Annotated in this window: 23 protein-coding genes and 1 pseudogene; 9 read left to right on the top strand and 15 right to left on the bottom strand. The window is 64.7% G+C overall.

Annotation, left to right across the window (positions count from 1 at the left end; genetic code table 11):
• Positions 1–59: 59 nt before the first annotated feature.
• The gene (locus LWC34_RS50555) at positions 60–920 is read right to left on the bottom strand and encodes a S1 family peptidase (protein WP_233733308.1); all 861 of its coding nucleotides are present in this window, start codon (positions 918–920) and stop codon (positions 60–62) included.
• 154 nt (positions 921–1,074) lie between these two features.
• Positions 1,075–1,788, bottom strand: coding sequence for a class I SAM-dependent methyltransferase (locus tag LWC34_RS50550; RefSeq protein WP_233733307.1), 714 nt, complete (start codon positions 1,786–1,788; stop codon positions 1,075–1,077).
• Between the two features lie 61 nt (positions 1,789–1,849).
• Between LWC34_RS50550 and LWC34_RS50545 the strand changes: the two genes are divergently transcribed.
• Both LWC34_RS50545 and LWC34_RS50540 read left to right on the top strand, forming a co-directional pair.
• Positions 1,850–3,172 (top strand): tetratricopeptide repeat protein, encoded by a 1,323-nt coding sequence (locus LWC34_RS50545; protein WP_233733306.1) that lies wholly within the window; start codon positions 1,850–1,852, stop codon positions 3,170–3,172.
• Positions 3,079–3,633 carry a hypothetical protein gene (locus tag LWC34_RS50540; protein WP_233733305.1) on the top strand — a complete coding sequence of 185 codons (555 nt, stop codon included), beginning with the start codon at positions 3,079–3,081 and terminating at the stop codon, positions 3,631–3,633. Before LWC34_RS50545 ends, LWC34_RS50540 begins: the two co-directional genes overlap by 94 nt.
• Here LWC34_RS50540 and LWC34_RS50535 read toward each other — a convergent pair.
• The 3 genes from LWC34_RS50535 to LWC34_RS50525 are packed head-to-tail and all read right to left on the bottom strand — an operon-like array spanning position 3,630 to position 5,220.
• Positions 3,630–4,514, bottom strand: a complete 885-nt coding sequence (locus tag LWC34_RS50535; RefSeq protein WP_233733304.1) for an arginase family protein — start codon at positions 4,512–4,514, stop codon at positions 3,630–3,632. The genes LWC34_RS50540 and LWC34_RS50535 overlap by 4 nt on opposite strands.
• The gene (locus LWC34_RS50530) at positions 4,511–4,984 is read right to left on the bottom strand and encodes a DUF2017 family protein (RefSeq protein WP_233733303.1); all 474 of its coding nucleotides are present in this window, start codon (positions 4,982–4,984) and stop codon (positions 4,511–4,513) included. Before LWC34_RS50530 ends, LWC34_RS50535 begins: the two co-directional genes overlap by 4 nt.
• Positions 4,981–5,220, bottom strand: coding sequence for an ATP-dependent Clp protease adaptor ClpS (locus LWC34_RS50525; protein WP_233733302.1), 240 nt, complete (start codon positions 5,218–5,220; stop codon positions 4,981–4,983). Before LWC34_RS50525 ends, LWC34_RS50530 begins: the two co-directional genes overlap by 4 nt.
• 31 nt (positions 5,221–5,251) lie before the next feature.
• On the opposite strand from LWC34_RS50525, the gene LWC34_RS50520 reads away from it, so the two are divergent.
• Positions 5,252–6,979: a DUF6461 domain-containing protein gene (locus tag LWC34_RS50520; RefSeq protein ID WP_233733301.1), complete on the top strand. Its 1,728-nt coding sequence runs from the start codon at positions 5,252–5,254 to the stop codon at positions 6,977–6,979.
• Here the strand turns inward: LWC34_RS50520 and LWC34_RS50515 are convergent.
• Positions 6,945–9,233: a thiamine pyrophosphate-binding protein gene (locus LWC34_RS50515; protein ID WP_233733300.1), complete on the bottom strand. Its 2,289-nt coding sequence runs from the start codon at positions 9,231–9,233 to the stop codon at positions 6,945–6,947. The genes LWC34_RS50520 and LWC34_RS50515 overlap by 35 nt on opposite strands.
• Positions 9,234–9,357: 124 nt before the next feature.
• Between LWC34_RS50515 and LWC34_RS50510 the strand changes: the two genes are divergently transcribed.
• Positions 9,358–9,882, top strand: a complete 525-nt coding sequence (locus LWC34_RS50510) for an Lrp/AsnC family transcriptional regulator (protein WP_233734174.1) — start codon at positions 9,358–9,360, stop codon at positions 9,880–9,882.
• Here LWC34_RS50510 and glpD read toward each other — a convergent pair.
• From glpD to LWC34_RS50495, 3 genes are all read right to left on the bottom strand, one after another.
• On the bottom strand, positions 9,831–11,597 hold the full coding sequence (glpD, locus tag LWC34_RS50505; protein WP_233733299.1) for a glycerol-3-phosphate dehydrogenase: 1,767 nt from the start codon (positions 11,595–11,597) through the stop codon (positions 9,831–9,833). The genes LWC34_RS50510 and glpD overlap by 52 nt on opposite strands.
• Positions 11,598–11,790: 193 nt before the next feature.
• Positions 11,791–13,284 (bottom strand): glycerol kinase GlpK, encoded by a 1,494-nt coding sequence (gene glpK / locus LWC34_RS50500; RefSeq protein WP_233733297.1) that lies wholly within the window; start codon positions 13,282–13,284, stop codon positions 11,791–11,793.
• Positions 13,285–13,297: 13 nt separating this feature from the next.
• Positions 13,298–14,095, bottom strand: a complete 798-nt coding sequence (locus tag LWC34_RS50495) for an MIP/aquaporin family protein (RefSeq protein WP_233733295.1) — start codon at positions 14,093–14,095, stop codon at positions 13,298–13,300.
• Between the two features lie 155 nt (positions 14,096–14,250).
• Here LWC34_RS50495 and LWC34_RS50490 point away from each other — a divergent pair, with 155 nt between their 5' ends.
• The 4 genes from LWC34_RS50490 to LWC34_RS50475 all read left to right on the top strand — a co-directional run bounded on the left by LWC34_RS50490 (position 14,251) and on the right by LWC34_RS50475 (position 19,116).
• On the top strand, positions 14,251–15,018 hold the full coding sequence (locus LWC34_RS50490; protein WP_233733293.1) for an IclR family transcriptional regulator: 768 nt from the start codon (positions 14,251–14,253) through the stop codon (positions 15,016–15,018).
• A gap of 67 nt (positions 15,019–15,085) precedes the next feature.
• Positions 15,086–16,939: a glycerol kinase GlpK gene (glpK, locus tag LWC34_RS50485; protein ID WP_233733291.1), complete on the top strand. Its 1,854-nt coding sequence runs from the start codon at positions 15,086–15,088 to the stop codon at positions 16,937–16,939.
• Positions 16,940–17,212: 273 nt separating this feature from the next.
• Complete coding sequence (locus LWC34_RS50480; RefSeq protein ID WP_233733285.1) at positions 17,213–18,703, top strand: Nramp family divalent metal transporter; 1,491 nt, start codon at positions 17,213–17,215, stop codon at positions 18,701–18,703.
• A complete protein-coding gene (locus LWC34_RS50475) occupies positions 18,700–19,116 on the top strand; it encodes a hypothetical protein (protein WP_233733283.1) in 417 nt (138 codons plus the stop codon). The genes LWC34_RS50480 and LWC34_RS50475 overlap by 4 nt, the downstream gene beginning before the upstream one ends.
• Before the next feature lie 143 nt (positions 19,117–19,259).
• On the opposite strand, the gene LWC34_RS50470 is transcribed toward LWC34_RS50475, so the two are convergent.
• Genes LWC34_RS50470 through LWC34_RS50460 form a run of 3 tightly spaced genes read right to left on the bottom strand, consistent with a single transcriptional unit; the run spans position 19,260 to position 22,479 of the window.
• On the bottom strand, positions 19,260–19,565 hold the full coding sequence (locus tag LWC34_RS50470) for a 2Fe-2S iron-sulfur cluster-binding protein (protein ID WP_233733281.1): 306 nt from the start codon (positions 19,563–19,565) through the stop codon (positions 19,260–19,262).
• The gene (locus tag LWC34_RS50465) at positions 19,543–20,967 is read right to left on the bottom strand and encodes a glutamine synthetase family protein (RefSeq protein WP_233733280.1); all 1,425 of its coding nucleotides are present in this window, start codon (positions 20,965–20,967) and stop codon (positions 19,543–19,545) included. The genes LWC34_RS50470 and LWC34_RS50465 overlap by 23 nt, the downstream gene beginning before the upstream one ends.
• Positions 20,968–20,970: 3 nt before the next feature.
• Entirely contained in the window at positions 20,971–22,479 is a 1,509-nt protein-coding gene (locus LWC34_RS50460) for an aromatic ring-hydroxylating dioxygenase subunit alpha (RefSeq protein ID WP_233733279.1), read from the bottom strand.
• A 114-nt stretch (positions 22,480–22,593) separates the two neighbouring features.
• Between LWC34_RS50460 and LWC34_RS58505 the strand changes: the two genes are divergently transcribed.
• Positions 22,594–23,388, top strand: a complete 795-nt coding sequence (locus tag LWC34_RS58505) for an IclR family transcriptional regulator domain-containing protein (protein ID WP_233733278.1) — start codon at positions 22,594–22,596, stop codon at positions 23,386–23,388.
• On the opposite strand, the gene LWC34_RS50450 is transcribed toward LWC34_RS58505, so the two are convergent.
• From LWC34_RS50450 to LWC34_RS57665, 3 genes and pseudogenes are all read right to left on the bottom strand, one after another.
• Entirely contained in the window at positions 23,376–24,473 is a 1,098-nt protein-coding gene (locus LWC34_RS50450; RefSeq protein WP_233733277.1) for a hypothetical protein, read from the bottom strand. The genes LWC34_RS58505 and LWC34_RS50450 overlap by 13 nt on opposite strands.
• A gap of 69 nt (positions 24,474–24,542) precedes the next feature.
• Positions 24,543–24,893: a discoidin domain-containing protein gene (locus LWC34_RS57670; protein ID WP_308200298.1), complete on the bottom strand. Its 351-nt coding sequence runs from the start codon at positions 24,891–24,893 to the stop codon at positions 24,543–24,545.
• A gap of 72 nt (positions 24,894–24,965) precedes the next feature.
• Positions 24,966–25,436: pseudogene (locus LWC34_RS57665) on the bottom strand (3-keto-disaccharide hydrolase); the annotation flags it as partial.
• Positions 25,437–25,466 lie beyond the last annotated feature (30 nt).

The raw sequence follows: 25,466 nt of genomic DNA, 5'->3' as shown, positions 1-25,466 counted from the left end.
CCAGCAGATCGTGGACCTCACGCCAGCTCACCGCCCTGTTTCCGGCCTTTGCTGAAACCCTAACCGGTCTGCTCGCGGATCCAGTCGGCGACGGCGTCGACACGGGCGATGATCTCGCGACCGGGCTGCGGGCAGGAGGGCCCGGTGTTCACGATGGCGATGACCTTGCCCGTCTTGTCGTCGTCGGATACGAAAAAGGGCGCGCCCGAGTCCTGCGGGCACGGGCTGTTCTCAACCGTACGCGGCACCATCGGCTCAGCTTCCAGCGTGTACTGGTTGACCTTGACGACCTTGAAGTCGCCGCGTTTGAGGTGATCGGACGGCGAGAGCACGGTCGAGGAGAGCGACCCCCACCCCGCGAACTTCACCTGCAGCCCGACCGAGGGCTTCGAGTCACCCAAGCTCACGGGTGTGATGCCGTCGACCGGCTCGCTGAGTTTCACCACCGCGAGGTCGCTGACCTTGGACTGCCGGACGTCGACGACCTCGGCGGTGTGCCCGCCGGGGTCACTGTCCTTGAGCTTGCCGACCACGACTTTCATCGTGTACGGCGGTTTTCCGGAGACCCGGACTTCGTTCACGTTCCGGAAGCAGTGTCCGGCGGTGAGAATCCATTCACGGGCGATCAATGAACCGCTGCAGGCTCCGCTGCGGACACCGCCGGTTTTGACCGGGATGTTGTCGGTCGTCAGCTTCGCGTTGAACGGCAGAACCTGGTTCTCCGGCGGCGCGGCGGTGGTGGTCGGGGTGGTGGCGGTCGACGTCGGTTGGGGAGTCTCGGAGTTCAACAGCACTCCGCCGTGCCCAGCTGCCTGCGCGTCGGCTGGTGGCGTGGTCTTCGTGATTCCCCCGGTGGCCACATAGGTGAAGGCGACGCCCGCACCCGCCACAGCCGCGACCGCCACCGCGGATAACTTCAACAGCGGCCGCCTCCGCGCACTTGATCTCACGCTTTATGTACGAACATCAGCCCGGAAAAGTTGTGCGTGATCGGCATTCATGTCCGCGCAGACATCCACTTCTTCACCTTTGGACGCGGTCAGCGGCCTGCGCGATTGTCAAACGTGACCGGCCTCACGTTCGCCTGGGGTCTGGAATCGCCCTGATCGCAAGGAATCCAGTTGGCTGCGTCAGAAGACGTTGGTAGCGCTCCGTATCCACCTCGGCACCGGCGAGAGTCGGCCGTGGCTCAACGAGTTGCTCGATCAGGAAGCCGGCCGCGCGCAACTCCTCGAACGCGCGCTCCAAGGGAGCGACCCAGTACCGGACTTGCCAGCCGCGGCTCCACACCTCCTCGATGACCCGCGTCTCGAAGTAGTTGCCGCCAAGCCGAAGCCAATCGCCGGTCGGATGGGGCCGGGACACCACGAGCGCGCCGTTGGGCCGCAATATCCGCCGCAATTCCCGCAGCAGCTCTGTTCGGTGATCGACGTACTCAACGGCAAGCGCGAACAACACAAGGTCGACCGAGGAATCCGGCAGCCAGTCGATGGGGTGGTTGAGGTCGTGCACATGGAATTCGCCGGACGGAATCCGTTGGCTGGCCAACTCGACCATCCGCGGGCTCAGATCGCACCCGATCACGTGGGCGCCTCTGGCGACCAGTTCCTCCGCGTACAGCCCAGGGCCGCAGGCCGCGTCCAACACAGTGCGACCGTCGACATCGCCCAACAGTTCCAGGCACGCGGGCCGGTCGTAGTGCGCGTTGTAGAGGCCGTCACGCGCGTGTTCGAGGAACTCGTCGGCGAATACTTCGTACTGTGGTTCCGAACCCACTCGATCGACCATGCCGCCAGTGTGCCCAAAAACGTGGGCGCTAGGCTGCGGCACCGCGATCCTGGGAGCTGATGTGGAACACGAGTGCTCGGCTGAACAACTCGACGCCGAAGGCGAAGTCGCGGTCGCGCGACTCGTGGCTGACAGTGGCGATCTGCCGCATGCTCTTCGCCATCTGGCGGACGCCATCGCGTACGACCCTCGGCTGCCGGACGTACACGAGGCGCTCGCCGAGATCATCGCCCGTGCGGGCGGCGCTGAGCAGTTGCTGCAGGTGCTCGATGAGGTCGAAGGCCAGGACTTCATCGGCACGATCGCGCTCCGCGCACACGCCAGTGCCGTTGCCGGACAATGGGATGGCGCGGTTGCCACGTTGTTCGCTGTCGCCGGGCACGAGCCGAGCCGGTCGTGGCTGGACGTGGCGTGGTTGCGGCGCCCGGATTTGCCGGATCACGTGTCGCCCAAGGCAATGGCGATCGCTGTGGGACGACTCGCCCAAGGGCTCGCCGATCCAGTGCCCGATGACGAGCGGGAACCGCTGCTGCCCGCGTGGGAATTGCTGAGCGCATCCGTTGCACGTCATGGCGATCACGCGATGCTGCTGTGGTGTGCGTCCTTGTTGGCACGCAGGCTTGGCGAGCACGACGAGGCCATCGCGTGGGCGGAGAAGTCCTACGAGATCGAGCCGTCGCATGAAGCAGTCGTGGTGAAGGGCTACGCGCTGCGTTCCGCGGGTCGCAATGACGAGGCGATTGCCTTGTGGGAAGCGGAAATCGAGCGCACGCCCGAAGACTTGGGACTGTGCTTGGACGTGGCTGAACTGCTCGGCAGCACGAACCGGCCCGCCGAGGCGCTGAAGTGGACGCAGCACGTACTCGACCGGGAACCTGACCACCCCAAGGCCGGTGCCGTGGCACTGGGCCTGCGATACGACCTCGACGAGGACGTCACGCGCCTGATCGCGCTCGCTGACCAGGTCAGGGAGCAGCCCGGGAGCTTCGCGGAGCACGTGCTCGCGAAGCTCAGCAACCACCGGCCATGGCTCGGACTCGTGCCGGAACCGGAAGAAGCCGTGATCAACCTGCTTCGGCAGGTGCTTGGCAAACAAGACTGGCAGCCGGACAGCTTGTCCACGGTGACGTTGTCGGCCGTGGAACCACCAAGTGCCCTGCTCGCGCTGCGGACGGCGTTCCCAAGGCCACTTTCACCTTCGAGTCGGTGCCTGAGCCTGACATCAGGATCGCGGCCCGCGAGACGCCGCATGTCGTGTGGCGATACGACGGCACCGAGTCGTATCCCGCGGTGCCGCCACCGTCCAAAGAGGTCGCGGATGCGGTCCGGCGCACGGCCGCTATTCATTGGCTGTCGCCGATCGACGCCTACGACGGCGCGGTAGTGCTGTCCGGGCTCGACCCGGATGAACTGGTCAGCGTGCTCGTGCATCCGCCTGAGCCGTCCGACGATCACATTGGCGGGCTGCTGCGCAGGCACGCACCGCACATGTGGATCCGGGCCGTGCAGGCGTGGGCGTGCCTGGGAATCCTGCACCACGCCACCGCCGAGCCGTGGCCGACCTCGCGACGCCGCGAGATCCTTACGGACCTGTTGGACGGCCCCGAGGACTGGATCACCGAGGCGGCCGCGTTCGCCCTGGTCACCATGGCGTGGGTGGACCCTGACACGCGCGGGGACATCCAGCACGCCGTGGTTCAGCGCTGGCTCGACCTGGCCAAAGCCAACCAGCTGCGCAACGTGTCCATCCTGGCTTCGATGTGCCAGCTGGTGTTGCTGATTCCCGAGGTCAACGCCGATTTCAGCGCGCTCGCGCGTGAGCTGATCGAGAGCCTCGCCGACTAACGAAAGGCTGCGACCAGGGCATCGGTGAGTTCAGCGCCGTAGCGGCCGTCGGGATCCAGGTCCGGGTCGTAGATCGCCACGTTGAGGCCGACGCACCGCTCATCAGCGAGCATCGGCCTCAGCAGGTCCAGCAGTTCGCTGTACTGCAGGCCGCCGGGATCAGGGGCGTCCGCGGCCGGCATGACCTCGATGTCCAGCACGTCCACGTCGAGGTGCACCCAGAACCCGTCGAGCCCCTCGAACCGCGCCAACGTCCGCTCGGCCACCGCGGCTGCACCCTCGGCCTGGATCTGTGGCGCGGTCCAGCAGAGGATGTCCGCTTCAGCCAGGTTCGGTACGTCCTCGTCGTCGTCTCGGTTGCCGAGCACCACGATGTCGCTGTCGCGCACGTACGGACCACAGCCGTCGATGTCGGTGATATCGGCCTGCCCTCGGCCGGTGATCAGGGCCAGCGTCGCGGCCGCCGCCGCGCCCACCCGGCCTGACTGCTCGGCACGCAGGAAATCCGCGCTGCCGTCGAAATAGGCCAGGCCATAGCGGCCTTTCTGGCGCAGCGTCAACATGGCAGCGAACAGAATGCTGCAGTCGCCGCCAAGAACGACCGGGAATTCCCCTTGGTCCAGGTGTTTCCCGATCCGCGATGCGAGTTTCACGGTGTAGCTGGCCATCGCATCGGCGTTGAACAGGCCATCACCGGGCGACCAGGCCGAGACGTCGTACCGCGGCGGCACGACGTAGCCAGCGTCAGCAGCGCCCAGCCTGGTCAGCAGGCCTTGATCACGCAGCGCGCCAGCGAGTTTGTAGCAACCGGGCACGACGCCGGGCGCGGGCATGCGCAGGCCAAGGTTGGATGGCGCGTCCAGGACGACCATTGGCTTCATTGCGAGGTTTCTCCGTTGAGCTTGGCCCTGATCAAGGGCTGGAACCAGGTCTCGGTGAGCGCGTCGAGATAGTGCGTTGCCCGCATCGCCAACTGCTCGGCCAGGTCGTGGACCCTGGCGGCGCCGTCCTTGCGGGGACGCAGCATGAATCGCAGATTCGTCAGCGATACGAACAGGTCGTCGAAGTGCGTCTGATCGCAGCCCGGTCCGCACTCGTGGCCCCAACGCTCAAGCGTGCGCATCACGGCCGCGTAGACCTCGCCGCGCATACCGGCCTCGTGGCGGGCCCGGAAGTCCGCGACGATCTGCGGATCCGCTGACACCGGCGGGAACAGCGTGGCCAGCGCCTCGGGGCCGCCGAGCTTCGGCGAGGCGAAAACCCCGCCGGAGGGCAGCCGCCGGGCCTGGAAACCCTGCAACATCTCGGCCAGCACCTGCAGTCCCTCGTGGACGAGTCTGTCCGGGATCATGCCGCGACCACCCCACTGTGCAGGCCGAACACCTGCATCCGCGCCGCGGTCACCTCGGCGTCCTCGATGTTGTCGTACAGCCCGACTTCCGCGACGCCACGCGTATCCACTTCATGGGGCAGGTCAAGCGCCGTGCCCAGCGGCAGACCGACCACCCGGTGCAGCACGAATGCCACCGTGGCCACACTGTTGACGTCGTCGTCCCACAACAGGACGCGCCATCCCCCACTGCTCATGGCTGCATTATCGCTCAGCCAAGATATGACGATGGGGATCAGAGACTTCGAACCACTCGTGACGGCCGTGCTGCCCGAGATCGCGGCGCTCGTGCCGCAAGAGCCAGCGGCCCGGCTCGGGCGCTGGGAGCCGAAGGGCCATCCCGATCGCGGCACGAAAGTCCAGTCGGCGTTGTACGAACTCGGCGACATGCTGTCCGAGCGGCTGCTTGGCGCGCTGGAACTCAAGGTCGACGGGCTGTCCGTGGACATCCCAGGCGATCTGGTGGCGAATCTGGAACGACCGACCGGCGGCAGGTTCGGCATGGTCGGGATGATGGGCGAGGAAACCGCGACCAAGCGCGCGCTCGCGGTCGTCGAGCAGGTGCATCCCGGCGCGACGGATCTCGTGGTCGAGCTCGTGGAAGCCTTGGTGGACAAGGCTTCTGTACCCGAGGCGACCGGGAGTGAGAAGGAAGTCGCGGCCCAGCACGGTGCCTCCCATCTCGCGCTCGCGGTCGTGGTGTCCACAGCGGTATTCCGCTCGTTGGGCACGGCGGTGGCCAGTGAGACGGAGGCGATCATCGGTGCGGCGCTTGGCGCGGCCGCGATCGTGCTCCCGACTGTGCCCAAGCCAGCCGCCTATACCGCCGCTGTGCTTGCCAAACGCAGGGCCGAGTATTTGCTGCCAAGCCAATCCTCGGCGTCGGTCGCGGTCCACGATCACATGTTCTTCCTCACCGAAGGATCTGCCCCTTCCACTGTGGACTTCTCCGGAAACGGCCTTGTCGCGGCCGTCGAGGATGGCGTGGCCGTTCGAACCGGCATGGCCGAAGGTCGGCTGAGTCTGTTGCTCCGCATCCTCGAAGGCCCGCCGGAGGACGAGGATTTCGTCGCATATGACGAGGTTGTCGAGATCAGCTGGACCGCGCCGGAAGGCGGCGCGATCTTGCAACGCGAGGAGCCGACGTACCGCCATCGTCAGCGCCGGGTGGAGACGCCGCCATGGCCTGGCGACTATCGCATCCGCGTGCAGGTGTCCGGCCGGGACGAAGGTGAGGAGTCGTACCAGCTGATCATCTGGCAGGCACCGGCCACGCCGGATGTCGTGCTCAAGAAAACCGACCGGCTCGGTCACCGGCTGCGCGGCGAACCCGAGCCACCGGTGGTGATCGCGCCGGAAGCGGAATACCGGTGGATCAAGGACAGCCTGATCTGCGAAGCCGCCACGATCACTGTCATCAAGGGCCTCACAGTGGACGAGGTGATCACAATCTTCGGCGGCGATCCCGCGGCACCTGTGCCGATCAGGTCGATCGCGGACTCGTGGCCGCAGCACGACTACGTGTCGGTGCTCGCCGTGCTCGCGGTGGATGATTACGTTCTGGCCGTTGAGGACAACGGTTTCCAAGGCGCCAACCCGGAGACAGCTGCGGCGTTGTCGCGCAACGGGACGGCCGCGAGTGTGTTCTGGAACGTCAATGCCCTCTTCCGGATCACGCTCGCGGAGAACGGAAAGCTGGTGTACTCGGGCGAACCTCGGATCGATCCGGACCCGCCGAACTCCGAGGACCTCGACTTCGAGGACTACCGGCACAAGAAGGCCAAGGGCATGACCGCCGTGGCTCGCTTTACCGGTCGCGGCTTCACCGAGGCGGACTTGGCCGCGATCTATGCCGCGGACCAAGCCTACGTCCTCGGCCAACCGGAACCCCGGCCGTCGCGGCGTGTCCTTGCCCAGCCGCCTACGGCGCTACGCAGTCCAGACTCGCTCGGATGATGCTGTCCGTGTCGATGCCGTGGTATCGGTAAACGTCCTCAATGGACCCGGACTGGCCGAACCCGGTGACCCCGAGGCTGGTGTGCCGGACCTGGTTGATGGTGGCCAGGAACGAAAGCGTGTGCGGGTGTCCGTCAAGGACGGTGACCAACGGAGTGGCCCTCGCAGCCGGAAAGACCTGGTCCAGGATCCACGAATCAGCGTGCTCATGCCCTTGCCGCGCACGCGAAGCTCGATACAGCAGGCCGGGACTGGTCACGCAGACCACGTCCGCGGCCACCCCGGCCTGCGCCAGACGATCCGCCGCCGCAAGGGCCTCAGGCACCAAGGCTCCCATCGCGGCGATGGTGACCAGAGGCGTCTCCACCTGCCGCAAGGAATACGCGCCCGCGACCACCTGCCTGCGGCGACGTTCCCTGGCTGCGGGATCCGCTGGCACACAAGCAAGCGCTTGGTCGACCGGTCGGGTGGACAGCCGGAGATAAGCCGAACTGCCATCCGGCTTGCCGAGCCGTGCCAAGCTGGCCAGCAAGGTCCATTCGGTGTCGATGGCGAACGCGGGCTCGTAAGTGATGCACCCCGGCTGCTCCAGCCCGATCGACGGCGTCTTGATCGACTGGTGCGCGCCACCTTCGGGAGCCAAGGTCACCCCGGACGGAGTGCCGACGATGATGGACTGACCGCCCGCGTAGATCCCGTACGACCACGGTTCAAGGGCCCGCTCGACAAAGGGGTCGTAGAGCACCCCGATGGGTAGCAGCGGCTTGCCCCACCGGCTCCACGTCGCACCGAGCTCCCCGAGCAGGCTCACCAGGTTGACCTCGGCGATACCGAGTTCGATGTGTTGCCCAGTCGGCTTTTCCCGCCAGTGCAGGATGGTCTCGGCGTCGTCGGCGAACCAGTCGGGACGCTCGGTCGGCGACCACACGCCCACCTTGTTCACCCATCCCCCGAGGTTCGTCGACGAGCTGACATCCGGGCTCACGGTCACCACTCGGGCCGCGGCCTCCGGCGCCGAGCGAGTCAGATCCAGCAAGATCCGCCCCAAAGCGGCTTGGGTGGTCGCGGTCCCGGATAGCGTCCGCCCAATGTCCAAGGGCAGCGCAGGAGGCTCGGTATGTTTGATCTCGTTACGCCGCAACCGGGCTGCCGTGTCAACGCATAGCCGCGCGGCCTCGCTGGGCGACGGAAACCCTTGCCACGGTTGATCAATGTCTGTGCCGAGACGGGTCGCCAGCGCGCGCATTTGCTCGGTCGTCAGCAGAGACGAGTGGTTCTGCGGATGCCCCTGGGTCGCCAGGCCGTGTCCTTTGACCGTATAGGCGAAGATCACGGTCGGCCGCGTGTCGTCGATCGCGTCGAAAGCCTTGTCCAGCGCGGCCAGATCATGCCCGCCGAGGTTCGCGAAAGCGGCGAGCAACGAGTCGTCGTCAAGGGAGGAGATGAGCTGGGCGATCGCAGCACTGTCACCCGGCAACCGTTGCCGCAGTTGAGCCGCGTCGCATCGCAGCAACCGCTGATACTCGGGGTTGTTCATGGTGTCGATACGCCCGCGCAACTCGGAACCGCCAGGACGGCTGAACAATTCTTCAAGCAGACGACCGTATTTGAGCGTGATGACTTGCCAGCCTGCCGCATCGAACATGCCTTGCAGCTTGTCCGCGGCGATCGCGGGCACAACTCGGTCGAGTGACTGGCGGTTCAGGTCGACGATCCAGACCAGCTCGCCGAGCTGCGGGACCATCGGGTCCATGATCGCTTCCCAGACCGCACCCTCGTCCAGCTCGGCATCGCCGAGCAGGGAGTACTGACGGCCAGGCGTGCCTTCACCGAGGTATCGACGGGCGATCGCGCCCCAGATGGGCGCGGTGGCGCCGATCCCGACTGAGCCCGTCGAGTAGTCGACCGGATCCGGGTCTTTGACACGGCTCGGATAGCTCTGCAGCCCGCCGAAATCACGCAGCCGCGGCAGATACTCCTCGTCCAGGAAACCGAGCAGGAAGTTGATCGCGTGCAGGACCGGCGAGGCGTGCGGCTTGACCGAGACCCGGTCCTCGGCCTTGAGGTGGTTGAACCAGAGGGCGGTCATGATCGACACCATCGAGGCGGAGGACGCCTGGTGGCCGCCGACCTTGAGACCTGACGGGTTCGGCCGTACCCGGTTGGCGTGATGCACGATCGCCGCGGACAGCCACAGCACGCGATCCTCGATCTCCCGCAGCACCTGATGCCGGGTCGGCGCCATCACGGACATGCCATCCTCCTGCGCAAAGTGATGAACAATGGCATCACCGACCGCGCAGTAGCACAATCGACACCAGGAATTTTGAGCAAAACGCACGCAGGACGAACCCGCGAGAGTCCGGAGAGTGAGCACGATGCCCAGCCTCGACCCGATCGACGCCAAGTTGCTGCTTGCGCTCACCAACAACCCGCGTGCGACCACCGTCGCCCTTGCGGACGAGGTGGGTATTTCCCGCAACACCGCGCAAGCCCGCCTAGCCCGGCACGAACAGGACGGAACCCTCGCGTCCTTCGAACGCCGGATCTCCCCCGCGGCCGTGGGCTATCCGCTCACCGCGTTCGTCACTGTCCAGCTGGTCCAGCGCAAACTGGATTCCGTCGCCACGGCCCTCGCGGCCGTCCCCGAGGTTCTCCAGGTGGACGGCATCAGCGGTGTCGTCGACCTGATGGTCCAAGTCGTCGCCACGGACGCGGACGACCTCTACCGCATCGCCGGGAAGATCCTCGCCATTCCGGGCGTCGAACGCACGAACGTCGCCCTGGTCATGCGCGAACTCGTCCCCTACCGGATCAGTCCGCTGTTGGGACAAATCGCACAAGGTGGTGGTCACCATGTTCTGTGCGCCCGGCGCGCCGATGCTGACGCCCGTGTCGGCTGAGGAGCTTGCAGCACGGAAAGACCGGCGGGCACCACGGGCGCCGCAAGGCTGAGGCGAGTGGCGTTGGCCGCGTCGTCGCCCGGCTGTTCCTGTGCGGCCCGTTCCGCTTTGACGCGGGACAGGTAGCTGTCCACTTCGTGCTGGCGCCGGGTGTCATTCCAGTCAAGCGCCGGCGCGATCAGGGCGGCGACTTCCGGCGCCGCGGTCACGCCACGATCCTCTTCCTCGAAGGAAATCCGGGTCCGCCGGGTCAGCACGTCCTCGAGGTGCAGCGCGCCCTCGTGGGTTGCCGCGTACACGGCCTCTGCCTTGAGGTACTCCGGCGCGCCCGGGATCGGCTCGCCGAGTTCGGGTTGTTCGGAGATCAGCCACAGCAGGTCGTGGATCGCGGTGCCGTAGCGCTGGAGCAGGTGTTCGGCGCGCTCCAACGGCAAGCCGAGGCTCCGGCGCTCGCGCCACAGAGCCTGATACCCATCGCCGCCAAGGATCGGCAGCCGGTCGGTTCGCGAACCTGGTACGTCGCCAGAGATGTTGGTGGCCGCGACGTCCACGGCGTCCTCGGCCATCACGCGGTAGGTCGTGTACTTGCCGCCCGCGATCAGGACCAAGCCCGGGATGGGGTTCGCGACGGCGTGCTCACGGGAGAGTTTCGTGGTCTCAGCGGCTTTTGCGGCCAGCAAAGGCCTGAGTCCCGCGTACACGCCTTCGATGTCGTCGTGCGTCAGAGGCTTACGCAGCACGGCATTCACGTGATCGAGCACGTAGTCCACATCGGCCTTGCTCGCCGCGGGGTGCTCTCGGGACAGATCCCAAGGGGTGTCAGTGGTTCCCACGATCCAGTGATTGCCCCACGGAATCACGAACAACACGCTTTTCTCGGTCCGCAGGATCAACCCGGTGTCCAGGTCGATCGCGGACTTTCCGACCACGATGTGGATGCCCTTGGAGGCACGGACCGTGAAGGGCGCGGGAATGCCAGCCGCCTTCGACACGTCGTCGCTCCAGACCCCTGTCGCGGCAACCACGACACGTGCCCGGATGGTGAATTCCTCGCCAGTCTCCAGGTTCTGGACGTGTGCGCCGGTGATCCGGTCGCCGTCACGCACCAATGACGTCATCTGAGTCCGGGTCAGGATCGAGGCACCCAGCTCTACCGCGGTCCGCGCGACCATCATGGTGTGCCTGGCGTCGTCGACCTGAGCGTCGTAGTACTGGATCGCGCCGATCAACGCGTTGGGCGCCAGGGCTGGCGCGGCATCGAAAGCCTTGCGGCGGCTGAGATGCCGGTGACGCGGCAGGGCGCGTGCGCCGCCGAGGGTGTCGTAGAGCATGACGCCCGCGCCGATGTAGCCGCGCTCCCACACCCGGTGCTTGAGCGGGACCAGGAACTTCACTGGACGCACCAGGTGGGGAGCGAGCTTCGTGAGCAGCAGCCCACGTTCCTTCAGTGCCTCCCGTACCAGCTTGAAGTCGAGCTGTTCCAGGTAGCGCAGGCCACCGTGGATCAGCTTGCTCGACCGGCTCGACGTGCCCGCGGCGAAGTCACGGGCTTCGACCAGCCCGACCGACAGCCCTCGGGTTGCGGCGTCGAGCGCGATCCCCGCGCCGGTCACGCCGCCGCCGATGACCAGGACGTCGACTTCCTGAGTCCGCAGTTTGTCCAACGCGTCCGCGCGGTACTGCGGGGAAAGGGGTACGGAAGGCACTGTGGTCATCTCCTAGGTCGTGTCTCGAAGTCCCCGTTCGATGAGAGCCTGCCCCGGCCGGAGGCCGGAGTCGGGACACAGCGGGGCGGTTCCTGGCGTCGCCGCCGGGACGTCGGAATACTGGTTGTCTTTTGGCGTTCCGGCGGTGGCGTCAGGGGCCGCATCCGGCCCGGCTATCGCGGACGGGGCTTTGAGACACGGCCTAAACATCGACCCAGTCAAGGGTTCGGCCGACTGCTTTCTGCCAGCCCTTGTAACCGGTGGCCCGCTGTTCCTCGGTCCACGTTGGCTGCCAGCGACGGTCCTCGTTCCAGTTCTGCTCAAGTTCCTCAGTGGACTTCCAGAACCCGACGGCAAGACCGGCCGCGTAGGCCGCGCCGAGTGCGGTGGTCTCCGCGACGACCGGCTTGGACACGGGCACTCCGAGCACGTCCGCCTGCATCTGCATGCACAGCTGGTTCGCGGTCACGCCACCGTCCACACGCAACACGTCCAGCTTCACACCGGAGTCGTTCTCCATGGCCTCAACGACATCGCGGCTCTGGTAGCAGATCGCCTCCAGAGTGGCCCTGGCGACGTGGGCGTTGGTCGTCGCACGGGTCAAGCCGACGATCGCGCCACGAGCATCCGACCGCCAGTAGGGCGCGAAGAGTCCGGAAAACGCTGGGACGAAATAGATCCCGCCATTGTCGGCGACCTGCGAGGCCAGGGTTTCGCTCTGCGCGGCGCCGCTGATGATACCGAGCTGGTCCCGCAGCCACTGCACGGCCGATCCGGTCACCGCGATCGAGCCTTCCAAGGCGTAGACCGGCTTGTCGTCACCGAACTGGTAGCACAACGTGGTCAGCAGGCCGTGCTTCGACCGGACGAGCTCGTGCCCGGTGTTGAGCAACAGGAAGTTGCCTGTGCCGTAAGTGTTCTTGGCTTCACCCGGCCGGAAACACACCTGGCCGACGGTCGCCGCCTGCTGGTCACCGAGGTCACCGGTCACGGCAAGCTCACCGTGCAACGGGCCGTCAGCGCGGGTGGTGCCGAAGAAGCCGGACGACGGCTTGATCTCCGGCAGCATCTGACGCGGGATGTTGAAGAACGACAGCAGTTCGTCGTCCCACTGCAGGGTTTCCAGGTCCATCAACATCGTGCGGCTGGCATTGGTCGGATCGGTCACGTGCTGACCCGTCAGGTTCCACAGCAGCCAGGTGTCGGTGGTGCCGAAGATCGCTTCACCGTTCTCGGCGTCCCGGCGGACTCCGTCGATGTTCTCCAGGATCCACTGCAGCTTGCCGCCGGAGAAGTAGGTCGCTGGCGGCAGGCCTGCCTTGCGGCGGATCACATCGCCCTTGCCGCTGCGCTCCAGCTCCGCCGCGATGCGGTCGGTCCTGGTGTCCTGCCACACGATCGCGTTGCAGTACGGGCGGCCGGTCCGGCGGTTCCAGACCACTGTGGTCTCACGCTGGTTGGTGATGCCGAGCGCGGCGAGGTCCGAAACGGACAAGCCGGTCTTGGTGAAGGTGGATTCGATCACCGAGCGGGTGCGTTCCCAGATCTCGGTCGGGTCGTGCTCGACCCAGCCCGGCTTCGGCAGGATCTGCTCGTGCTCGAGCTGGTGGCGGGCGATCTCGGTGCCGCCGTGATCGAAGATCATGAACCGGGTGCTGGTTGTGCCCTGGTCGACGGCTGCGACGAAGTCCGGCATGAGTGGTCTCCTTTCAGGCGGCCTGAAGTTCGTTGGTGTCCGATGGCAGGTAGTTCTCGATGAAGTACTTGTAGACCGCCGCGCCGATCAGGCCGCCGACAATCGGCGCCACAATCGGTATCCACCAATATGGGAAGTCGTATTGGTCCTTGAACGCCGTTTCGTACCCGGTCAGCCACGAAGCCAGCCGCGGCCCGAAATCACGGGCGGGGTTGATCGCGTATCCGGCGTTGGTCCCCCACGCCATACCGATGGCGACAACGGAGAACCCGACGACGAGAGGCGTCATGTTGGCCAGCGGAGCGGAGTTGCGCAGGTCGGTGATGGCGAAGATGACCAGCACGAGGATCGCGGTACCGATGATCTGGTCACGGAAGGCGCCCCAGTCACCCACCGGAAGCGTGCCGTTACCCGGCAGGGTCGAGAAGACACCCTGCGTCTTCATCGTCAGACCAGGGTCGGCCGCGTTGAGCACCTCGGTGTAGTTCCAGCGCACCAGCAAAGCGGCCACGAACGCGCCCGCGGTCTGCGCCAGTGCGTACGGGGCGACTTTGCGCCACGAGAAGCCCTTGAACACCGCCAGTGCGATGGTCACCGCGGGATTCAGGTGCGCGCCACTGATTTTGGCCGCCACGTACACACCCAGCGTCACGCCAAGCCCCCATGCCCACGCGATGCTGTCGTGATCACCGATCCCGGCGGCCGCGACCTGGGCCACCACCCCGCATCCGAACAGGATGAGGATCAACGTCCCGATGAACTCCGCGGCTAACTCGCCGTGCAGTCCGCGGGCCTTGAGGTTTCGCACCATTGCTTTCCTCCACAAAGGACACCCGGCTCCCCTGGCCCCGCGAACGTTAAAATCGCTTTCAGAGCAGGTCAACGAGGTGCGGTCGGCATTGTCGAACGGCCACGGAAGGGTGTTCGACATTGTCGAATCGCAGCCGGTGGGGTTAGGGTCGCGCCGTGCCAGGACCTATCCAGTCGATCGAGCGGGCCGCCGCGATCCTGCGGCTGCTGGCGCGCGGATCGGGCAGGCTCGGCATCGGCGAGATCGCCGAGTCCTTGGAGCTGGCCAAGGGCACCGCGCACGGGATACTGCGCACGCTGCAGGGCGTCGGGTTCGTCGAGCAGGACAAGGATTCCGGCAAGTACCAGCTCGGTGCGGCCCTGCTACACCTTGGCACAAGCTATCTCGATGTCAACGAGCTGAGGTCAAGGGCGATCAACTGGGCCGACGCCCTGGCCGCACGCAGTGGCGAGGCCGTTCGCATCGGGGCGCCGTACGAAGGCCGTGTGCTCGTCGTTCACCACGTGTTCCGGCCGGATGATTCGCTGCAGACACTCGACGTTGGCGCGTTGTTGCCGTTGCACGCGACCGCTCTGGGCAAAGTTCTGCTGGCGTACGACACAAGTCTCGTGGCATCGTTGCGCGGCAGCGAGCTCGAGTCCTACACCCGGCGGACTCTCGCTTCGCCAACCGCGGTCAAGCGGGCACTGGCCAGCGTCCGGGAAGCGGGCTGGGCCAGCGAGCTTGGCGAGATGACACCCGGCGAAGCCGGGATCGCGGCGCCGATCAGAGGTCACGGCGGCATCGTGGTCGGCGCGTTGGGAATATCCGGAGCGGCTGAACGCCTCTGCGACCCGGACGGCAATCCCAAAGCGACACTGCTCACCTATGTACGTGATGCCGCGCGTGCGGTATCACGCGACCTTGGCGCTTCCAGGTGGTGAGGACAATGCCTGCACCTAGGCTGCCTGAGCGAAGCGAGGGCAATTGAGCAGAGTCCAGCGTTATGTGATGTCGATCGATCAGGGCACCACATCGACCCGGTGCATCCTGTTCGACGCGCGCGGCCGTCTGGTGTCTGTCGTGCAACGCGAGCATCAGCAGTACTTCCCGCGCCCCGGCTGGGTCGAGCACGACGCGGCCGAGATCTGGCGCAACCTCAGCAAGATCGTGTCGGACGCGCTGGCACAGGCCGGGGCGAGCGCCGAGCAGGTCGTCGGGCTCGGCATCGCCAACCAGCGCGAGACGACCGTGCTGTGGGACCGGCGGACCGGAGCGCCGATCGGGCGCGCGATCGTCTGGCAGGACACCCGCACGGACCGGATGATCGAACAGCTCGAACGGGAGCCTGGCGCGAAGCGGGTCCGTGAACTCTGTGGCCTGCCGCTGGCCACGTACTTCTCCGCGCCCAAGATCCGGTGGATGCTGGATCAGACACCGGGCCTGCAGGAGCGGGCCGAACGCGGCGAGGTGCTGTTCGGCACGATCGAGAGCTGGCTGATCTGGAACCTGACCGGTGGCTTGCACGTCACTGACGTCACGAATGCCAGCCGGACCATGCTGATGAACCTGCGCACGCTGTCGTGGGATGCCGAGTTGCTGGCTTTCTTCGACATCCCGAAAGCGATGTTGCCGGAGATTCGATCATCCACAGAGGTCTACGGGACTACCACGACGGTGGCGCCGGGAATCCGGATCGCGGCGGCGTTGGGCGATCAGCAGGCGGCGTTGTTCGGCCAGACCTGTTTCGCGCCGGGTGAGGCGAAATGCACGTACGGCACGGGCAGTTTTCTTTTGCTGAATACCGGCCAGACTCCGGTGCTGAGCAAACACGGAATGTTGACAACGGTCGGTTTCAAGATCGGTGACGAGCCCGCGGTGTACGCGTTGGAAGGCTCGATCGCGGTCACCGGTTCCCTGGTGCAATGGGTGCGTGACGGCCTTGAACTGATCAGTAGCGCGCCCGAGATCGAGACCTTGGCGCGGATCGTCTCGGACAACGGTGGCTGCTACATCGTGCCCGCGTTCTCGGGGTTGTTCGCGCCGCATTGGCACAGCGAGGCACGCGGTGTGATCGCTGGGCTGACGTCGTACATCAACAAAGGACACTTGGCGCGGGCGGTGCTGGAAGCAACAGGTTGGCAGACGCGCGAGGTCGTTGACGCCATGAACGCCGACTCGGGCCTGGCGCTGTCGACGTTGAAGGTCGACGGCGGGATGACCGCGAACAACCTACTCATGCAGTTCATCGCGGACGTGTTGGATGTGCCCGTGGTCCGGCCGATGGTCGCCGAGACGGTGTCGCTTGGGGCCGCTTACGCGGCGGGCTTGTCCGTGGGCTATTGGCCTGATTTGGAAGGTTTGCGGCGTAACTGGCATCGGGCCGGGCAGTGGCTGCCCGCGATGACGCCAGCACGCCGGGATACCGAATACGCGCAATGGAAACAGGCCGTGGAGCTGACGTTCGGATGGATGCGACCGGCCCACAATTCCCGGCGGCCAGCGGGTACGGACCTGATCGAGGTCATTCTCGACGACCACCGCCAGATCGAGCACCTGCTGCGCGAGCTTCGTAACGAAGACACCGACCACGCGCGCGTGCTCAGCGAGCTCACGGCCTTGCTTGGCGCGCATTTCACTGCCACGGAACGGATTCTGCACAAGCGCGTGGAGATCTCACTGGACGAGGATCTCACTGCGTTGGAGGCAGCGGTAACGGCACACATCCGCGAGGAAGAACGGACACTGGTCAACGAGCTGCGCCGGACATTGTCCTCTTCGGACCGTACGGCGCTCGGCCGGGCATTCGCGGCGGAATCCAGAAATTACGCGGCAATAGTCCGCACCCGGCTCGGCCACGAGTGAGGGCCGAGTTACCGGCGTTGGACGCCCGAAACGTTCCCCTCGCATATCCACTTTGAACCCGAGTCAATGAATGATCAGCCACTACTGGTGTTGTCGTCCGATGTAGACCGGGGCGAGACCGTAGCCAGTCTGTGATGCGTGGCCACTGGCACACCTCTGCCACTCGGCCTATGGTGTTCGCCGGGTTGATCACCTGATCGAGAAAAGGGAGCCACAGCAAGGGGTTGCTCGACGGGGGTGGTACATCGACATATCCTCAAAGGAGAGGGTTGGATGGAAACCTCGCATACCCCGGCGGCCAGGTATCGATTACCTGCCGGTGGGGATAGAGTGTGGCGGGCCGGTCGGCTCGAACCGATGCCGATCCGCACTCTGCCGGAACCGCCTCCGGCGATCCATCTGCTCGGCCCGACGGTGTTCCTCGTCGCCCTTGGCGTCGGGATGGGCGAGTCCTACATGTGGCCACGGCTCGTGCTGGTGTTCGGGCCGGACATCAGGTGGTTGTTCCTTGTCGGCGTGACCCTGCAGGCCGTGGTGATGCTCGAGATGGCCCGCTACACGATGGCCACCGGCGAGAGCATCTTCACCGGCGCGGCCAGGGTGTTCAAGCCGATCATGTGGTTCTTCTTCATCGTCGCGATCCTTGTCTACATCTGGCCGGGTCATCTCTCGGCAGGCGCGGCGGCATTGGAGGAAATAACCGGCATACCGTGGGTCGTGACCGCTTGTGTCGCCCTTGTGGTTGTCGGCATCCTGTTCAGTCTCGCCAGGGTCATCTACAACCTGCTGGAGAACGTCCTCGCGATCCTGATCGGAATCCTGGTGATCGGGACCGCGGTGGTCGCCTCGTTCGTGGGCAGCTGGGACGATCTCGCCTCGACCGTCAGCGGCATGTTCTCGTTCGGCTACGTCCCATCCGGCATCATGACCGAAGTCTGGTTCCCCATCGTGGTCGGCTCGATCGCGTTCGCGGGCCCATCGGGAATGCAGCAGATGTGGTACACGCTGCACCTGCGTGACAGCGGCGCGGGCATGGGCGCGTACATCCCGAAGCTGCGCGGACTGCGGCACGCGGGCGAAGAAGAGGAGATGCCCAACCGCGGCTACATGTTCGACACATCGGACGCGAACGAGTTGCGGAAATGGAAAGGCTGGCGGCGCTGGGTGACCTTCGATGCCCTGTTGTTGTTCTGGGGCATCACAATGCTTGTGACCGTCTCGTTCACGGTACTCGCGCAATCCGCGGTCCGGGCCAACCCGGACATCCGAGGATTGATCGAGACAGGTGAACGGGAAGCCGCGTTGTCGGCGATGTCGGACGCGTTCTCCGCAGCGGGTGGACCGGTCCTCGGCGCGATCTTCCTCGGCTTCATCGCGCTGATCGGTCTGAACGCGACACTTGGCCTGTTCGACTCCTTCTCCCGTGGCCAGGCGGACATGACGTACTTCTTCGTCAAGGGCGCGAAGCGGCTGAAGATGTCGCACCTGTACGCGGGCTTCTTGTGGGGCCTGATCACGTTCGGCATCCTGATCCTGCTGTTCGGCCCAGTCGACGGGCCAGGGTCGGTTCTGGACATCTTGGCGTTCCTGTCCACGTTCGCGATGGGCTCGTACTGCGTGGTGTTGTTGTTGGTGAACAACAAGATGCTTCCTCGGGCAATCCGTCCGAAATGGTACACGAACCTGATCATCGGCTTCGGCGCGGTGTTCTACTTGGGAATGCTGTTCTATTCCCTGTTCCGCTTCGGCGTGGTGGTCGGATGATGGACTGGCGACTAGGTTTCCCAGGCTTCGCCGTGGGATTCCTCGCGGGAACAACGGCAGGCCTGATGGCATTGGTCGTAGGACAGCCCTGGATGTGGTCCGTGATCGCTGTGGTCGCGCTCGCTGTGCCCCTCGGATTGTTCGGCGCGGTGTACAGCGTGCTACTGGCGTCAGGCAAAGTTCGGCGCGGCGGGTTCGCCCCCGCATGCCTGTTCTGGCTGATCGCGTTCCCACTCGCGCGGTTGCTGCAGGAAGTGCTCACGCGCTTGGTATTGCTCGGCGAGCCAGGTCTCCCACCGAAAGTATGGGGATTCCTGGCATTCCAAGCGATCATCAGTGCAGGGTTCGCCATCGGATTCCTCTGGCTACACGAACGCATCGCGACCCAGTGGTGGCGACGCGTGCTCACATAAAGATCGTTGTCCCAACCGCTCGGTCCATTCGCTGGACCGAGCGGTTTTTTCGGTTTTTGGACAACAAGCGCTGGTGACCAGCAGTTACGATCCGCGGGCGGTCGCGGACTCGCAGTGGCTGGCCTACAGCGTCGGCTGATCCGTCACAGGTCAAGAACAAGCCTGGGGCCGCACGCACGGCTGACGCAAGGCATGAAAGTGCGGCCGGAGACGCGGTCGGTCTTGGACAGCACGATGTCCCGGTGATCAGGCTTCCCGTCGCGGACAAAGGTCTCACACGTGCCGCAATAGCCTTCTTCATACTCCGCCTCGATCTCGATACCCGCGTCCCGAATCGCCTGCAGCAAAGAGGTTCCCGGCCCGGCGACGACCGTTGTCCCGGACCGGCGCAGCTCAAGTTCGACCGCTTCATCTGGCTCAACGAGCTCAGTAGAGATCGAAGTACTCATGATGCTCCCAGTCAGTGACCGTGCGCTCGAAGCGGGCGATCTCGGCTCGTTTGATGGCGGCGTAGTAAGCGACGAACTGCACGCCCATCGCCTTGGCGAACACAGTGTCGGCTTCAAGCGCATCGACCGCCTCGCGCAGATTCACAGGCAACCGAGCGGCTTCGGTGGTGTACGGATCGTCGGCCGAAGCGGGCAACGGCAAACCAGCGTCAATCCCCAACAAGCCGGAGTGCAGCTGAGAAGCCATGTACAGATAAGGATTGGCCGCGGACTCGCCAACCCGGTTCTCGATATGGGTCGTTCCTTCTTCCGCCGACCCGACAAGCCGGATCATCGCGCCCCGGTTGTCCCGTGCCCAAGCAATCCGGTCCGGCGCCATCGAATACGGCTGAAATCGCTTGTAGCCGTTGATGGTCGGGTTCGCGAACACGCACGCCGCCTTCGCGTGCGCCAACTGCCCGGCGATGAACTGCCTACCGACCGTCGAAATCGGTCCATCACCATCCTCGGGGACAAAGGCATTGCCGCTGTCCCCCACCAGGCTCTGATGCAGATGCCAACCACTGGATTTGCTGTCGGTGATCTTCGGACGGCACATGAAAGTGGCGTGATACCCGTGGCGCCGCGCGACTTGCTTGATCGTACTGCGCAGAATCACGACGGCGTCGGCAGATCGGAGTCCTTCCGCCGGATCGAGCGTGACTTCGAGTTGATTGGCGCCGTACTCGACCTCGATACTGCGCAGCTGGATCCCCATCCGTTCAAGGACTTCGCTGATCCGCTGGGCGACGGGTTCGACCTCGTCACCCCGATCCTCACTGAGTAGCTGGTTGCCCTGGTTGATCGGTTCTACCGGTGTCGGATACGTACACTTGCCGATCCCATCAGCGTTCGGAGCGTGGTCGGCACGCCGGTAGAGATGAAACTCGATCTCGATCCCAGTCTGGTAGCCAAAACCAGCGGCCCGAGCACGATCAACAACCGTCCGAAACACCCCACGACTGCAGAACGGCACCTGTTCCCCGTTCTGAAACCGCAGATCGCAGAGAATCCGGGCGGTTCCATCCGTCCAAGGAATACTGTGGAACGTTGTCGGATCGGGAACCATCACGATATCCGCCGCACCGGCCATCGCGGCGACACCGAGCCCGCCATCAGCGTTGAACGCCTTGAAAACGGTCGTCCCAGAGGTGTCTTTCGACAGCAAGGTCGACACACACGTCATCCCGCTGCTGAAGACCGCGGCCAATCCACTGGCCGGAATGGTCTTGCCGCGCAGCAGTCCATGCTGATCCACAAAGGACACCCGGACGGACCTCAGTTCCTCGGCTCTTGCCAGGACGTCACGCGCGGCCTGCTGCTGTTGTTCGGTCCACAACCCAAACTTCTGAATGAACCCCATGACTCACGACCGGTCGTAAGCATCAGGCGACTGGGACCGATCAGGCTCGATCTCCGCCCCCGGAACACCAGCGGGCCCCGTCCGCAGAGCGGCCTCCAACTCCGACGCCCACGGACTCGCCTTGCGCAGATCAGCAATCGACTGCGCCCAATAGTTCTCCCAGTCCCCTGTCGGACCGATGCCGTCGAGTGGAATCGGCCCGCGACTCTCCACATCGGCGGTGTCCATAAGCAACTCATCGGGATCGCCGCCAGCGGCAACGGTGTCGATAGCCTTCAAGGCCATCCGCCGATAGGTCACAATCGCCCGGTCGGACCGGCTAAGGCGCTCCCGGCTGCGATCGTAGATGTACCCCTGCCCCTCAACGGCCATCTGATCGTGAACATTGATGTCCTTGCCAAGCCCGGTGTACGTCTGAGTCCGTTGTTCCTCATAGGAAAACTGATAGTTGTTGGCACGATTACGGATCGGCTTGTAGTCAGGAAGTGTGATGCCTTCGAGGCGCTGTGCCCGCATCGTCGCTTTGTCCACAGGTTCATCAAGGCTCGTGAACATGGCGTACCAATAGGAGGAGACATCGTCGATGGGCACGTGCCATTGGGTGATCGCCATGGTCGAACTGAGCGGGATCGTGATGCCGTGCGGAAAGACCTGGTGCGTAATGCGAACATGCGTGGACGAACCGTCGAGCCCATCCTTGTCCAGCTTGCGCAACGCCACGATCCGCTGACCATACTCGGTGCGCGCGTTGAGAATCTCAGGCCTGCCGTACTCACGAAGTATCTTGGTCATCGGCATGTTCGTGCCGAGCGAGGCACCACGGAACTGCTTGCCATAACTGTCCTCAGTGTCCTCATCCTGCTCAAAGCGGTGGAGGTAGGAGGCATGCGCGGGGTCGATCCCGACTTCGAGCGCCTGCAACCAGTTGCAGTCGAGGTAGCCCTTGAACGCGAACGTGTACTGCTCAGGCGCGATGAAGCAGTCGAGCGCGGGCAGGTTCGGCGGTTCACCAGAACCGAGATACGCCCAGATAATCCCGTTACACTCCCGCACAGGGTAAGACCGAATCCACACCTTGTACTTGAGAATGCTGTCCTCTGGCTCAGCGGGAACATCCAAACAGGACCCATCCGGCCCGAAAAGCCAGCCGTGGAAGTAGCAGCGCAACCCACCATCCTCCAGCCGCCCAAGGGATAGGTCAGCGCCACGATGCGCACACCTACGGTCGATCAGACCAATAGCGCCGCCACCATCCTGGTTGCGGAACAGAACCAAGTCCTCTCCCAAAACACGCACGGGAACGACCGACCGTTCGGTCTCCAATTCTTCGCTCAGCGCCACCGGTTGCCAGTACCGCCGCATCCACTCCCCACCAGGGGTCCCCGGACCGGTCTCGGTGAGCTTGCGGTTGTCCTCAGCACGCATCTCAGACTCCATCGGCTGGCGGTGTGCCGTGAAGGCCACCTTCGCGGCGTTGGACGCCACGAATGTTCCCTTCGCCGGGCTGTTCAATTACCGAACATATAGACCAGATACGAGCCACTGTAGGCAGCAGCTTTCGACAGCCGCAAGACCTACCCACGGGTTGCCGTTACATTTCCGGACCAAGTGTGCGTTAATCGAACGGTGGCGAAACTCAACGCGCGCGACGAAGCCCGCAGGGCCGCCCGACAAGTAGACGGCACCAACCGCGCCGATTACTCGGAAGCCCTCGAACGCGGCCTGCTGGTCCTGACGGCCTTCGACCGCACCGAAGAACGCCTGACCCAAGCCCAACTGGCCAGAAAGCTCGACCTACCCCGGGCAACCGTACGCCGCGCACTCCTGACGTTGACCCACCTCGGCTACGTGATCCCCGACGACAAGACCTACCGCCTGGGCCCAAGGGTCCTGACGCTCGCCTCGGCCTACCTGACCACAAACCCGGTAAGCCACGTGCTCCAGCCTGTATGCGACAACCTCGCCGAGGAGTTCCAGGCATCATGCGGCGCCGCGGTCCTCGACGGCCCCTCGGCCATGATGATCGCGCGAGCACTGCCAAGGCACGCCTTGCCAATCGGCCAAGGCATCGGCTTCCACGTCCCCGCAACCAAGTCAGCGCTTGGCCTGATGCTGCTCAGCGGCCTGAACGAAGAACGCCGCCACCGACACCTCGTGACCTATGCAGGTGACGAGGTGTCGGTGGCGGCGCTGGAAAAGAAGATCTCAGCCATCGCGCACAAGGGTCACTCGTACGTCGCACACGAGGTGGAGCAAGGCTTCCACTCGATCGCGGTGCCGCTGAACCGTTGGGACGGCACCGCGATCGCCGCACTGAACATCGGCACGAGCGTGGAGCGAATGTCCGAAGTGGAGATGCACGAACGCATGCTACCAGTACTCAAGGACACCGCGGAAAAACTGCAACCTCAGCTGGTCTGACCGAAAGCGCGGTGCAGTGCCGCGAAAGTGGAGCTGACCCGATCCTTGTTGCCAACGGCAACGAAAGTCTCGTAGCCGATGGTGTCGCCCCCGTTCACGGACGTTGTCCTGCTGTCGACCTGAATCGTGGCCTCGCCAAGCATTCCGTTGTACGACGAAGGCGGCCGAGTCATCGTGTAGTAATAGTCGCCCGCAGCAACAGCCGCCGGTTTGATGTACAGGCCAAGGCAGTAGTTGCTGTCCGACGTGCAGCGCATCATCGGGTCCTTGCTCGCGTGTGAAGCAGGCGGACGCAGAGTCGTGGTCCCGTCAGCGAGCTCGTACGAGTACACCTCGGTGAAATCCCGCTGCAGGTAAGCCACGGTGACGCCGTCGAAATGGTCATGCGGATCGTCATCGGACGTGATCGTCGCACCGAGGCGGAAGACGTTGTCCAAGCCACGCAGTCCGAGCTGGATCTCGGTCTTCAGCCAGTAAGGCGACAGCCCCATGGTGAACGGAGAACGGTCCGGCTGGTAGTTCGCGGCCAGGCAGTCGCCCCAGCCCAGCACCGGATCGTCCCTGGTCATGAACATCGCAGGCCTGGCTTCGGTCCTGATCGAAGATCCGGTGCCTGCGTGCGTGTACAGCGCGCTCGTGCTCGGCCCGTGGAACGGAGCCCGCTGCCTCTCGACCTCGATACGCGCCCCAGCCTGCGTCGGGTTGTAGCACTCGCTTGGCGCCCCGCCCTCATTCCAGGCGTGGAACGCGTACTGGAACGCGGTGCCCTTTGCTCCGCTGGCGATGAACTCCTTGCCGTTCACCTTCACCGACGCGATCGCACCGGCCAGCGCCGTCGAAGTAGTCACCGAGAGCTGGTTATGCCCGTCCACCATCCTCGACGCGGTGACGTCGGGAAATGTCCGGTCGTAATTCTGCTTCGACGCGCACTCGGTTTTGTACGTATGAATGAAGTTGTAGTACTCCGGGCTCTCCCAATGAGGTGGTTCGCAGAGATTCTGGGCGGCGGGAACAGTCGCAGGCATACATAGCGCGCCCGCGACCGTGACCACGGCGATGACGGCAAGCCGTCGAATCGATCGCATAGCCGGAACCCAAGCAGATTCGGACATCAGCCGCCCGGCTGTTGACCGGATTCAGCCGCGCTTGAAAAGTCAGCCCTCACCCAGGATTTGCAGATCCCAGAGCGAATAACCCCACTGGGTCCCGCGTTGCGTTCCCTCGACGCGGACATAACGACCGCTACCTGCCACCAAAAGCTCGTCAACCCCGCCATCGCCGGTTTCCGTGCTGTAGATCGTGCTCCAGGTCGCGTTGTCCGGCGAGATCTGGACTTTGTACGCACGGGCGAACGCAGCCTCCCAGCTCAGCCGCACCCGGTCGATCGTACGGGTTTCGCCGAGGTCAACCGTGATCCACTGTGGATCCGCGTGCACGCTGCCCCACCGCGTCTGGTTGTTGCCGTCAACCGCGTTCGCGCCGACGTGCGAGCTGTCCGGCTCCACACTGGACACAAACACCGGACGGTTACGGGCGAAATCCGTGCCCCCACCGCCCGCGTCCTGCCGGACACGGATGTTGCGGTAACTGATGTCCAGGCCGACGCCGTCGTTCTGCACACCGACGTACCCGACGGCGATGTCACGGTTGCTGACGTACTCGTTGATCTTCACGCCGTTCAGCCAGACCTCGACCAACTGGCCGTGCACGGCGATTTCGTAGGAGTTCCACTGCCCAGGCGGGTTCAGCACGCTGTCACGCAGCGGGCGGTCCGGCGCGCGGAAGCTGTAAACACTGCCGGTGGTCCTGGTGGGGCCGCCGTCGCTGGCGTCGATCTGGATCTCATGCCCTGCGCCGACCGGACGCCACGGATCCCCTTGCGGGTCAGGGAAACCGATGAACACGCCGCCGTTGTCGTCGCCGGGCATCATCCAGTCGAGGCGCAGCGAGTAGTTGCTGAACTGCCGGACCGGGAACCACAGCAGACCCATTCCGCCGTGGGAGACAAGCGTTCCGTCGACCAGGTTGAAACCGCCGGGGCCGGCCTGACGCCATTCCCTCGTGAGTGTTTATCCGTG

Source organism: Kibdelosporangium philippinense (genome assembly GCF_021390435.2).
Taxonomy (GTDB): Bacteria; Actinomycetota; Actinomycetes; order Mycobacteriales; family Pseudonocardiaceae; genus Kibdelosporangium; species Kibdelosporangium philippinense.
Note: the sequence above shows the minus strand (reverse complement) of the source record. Positions and strands in the feature narration are given on the sequence as shown.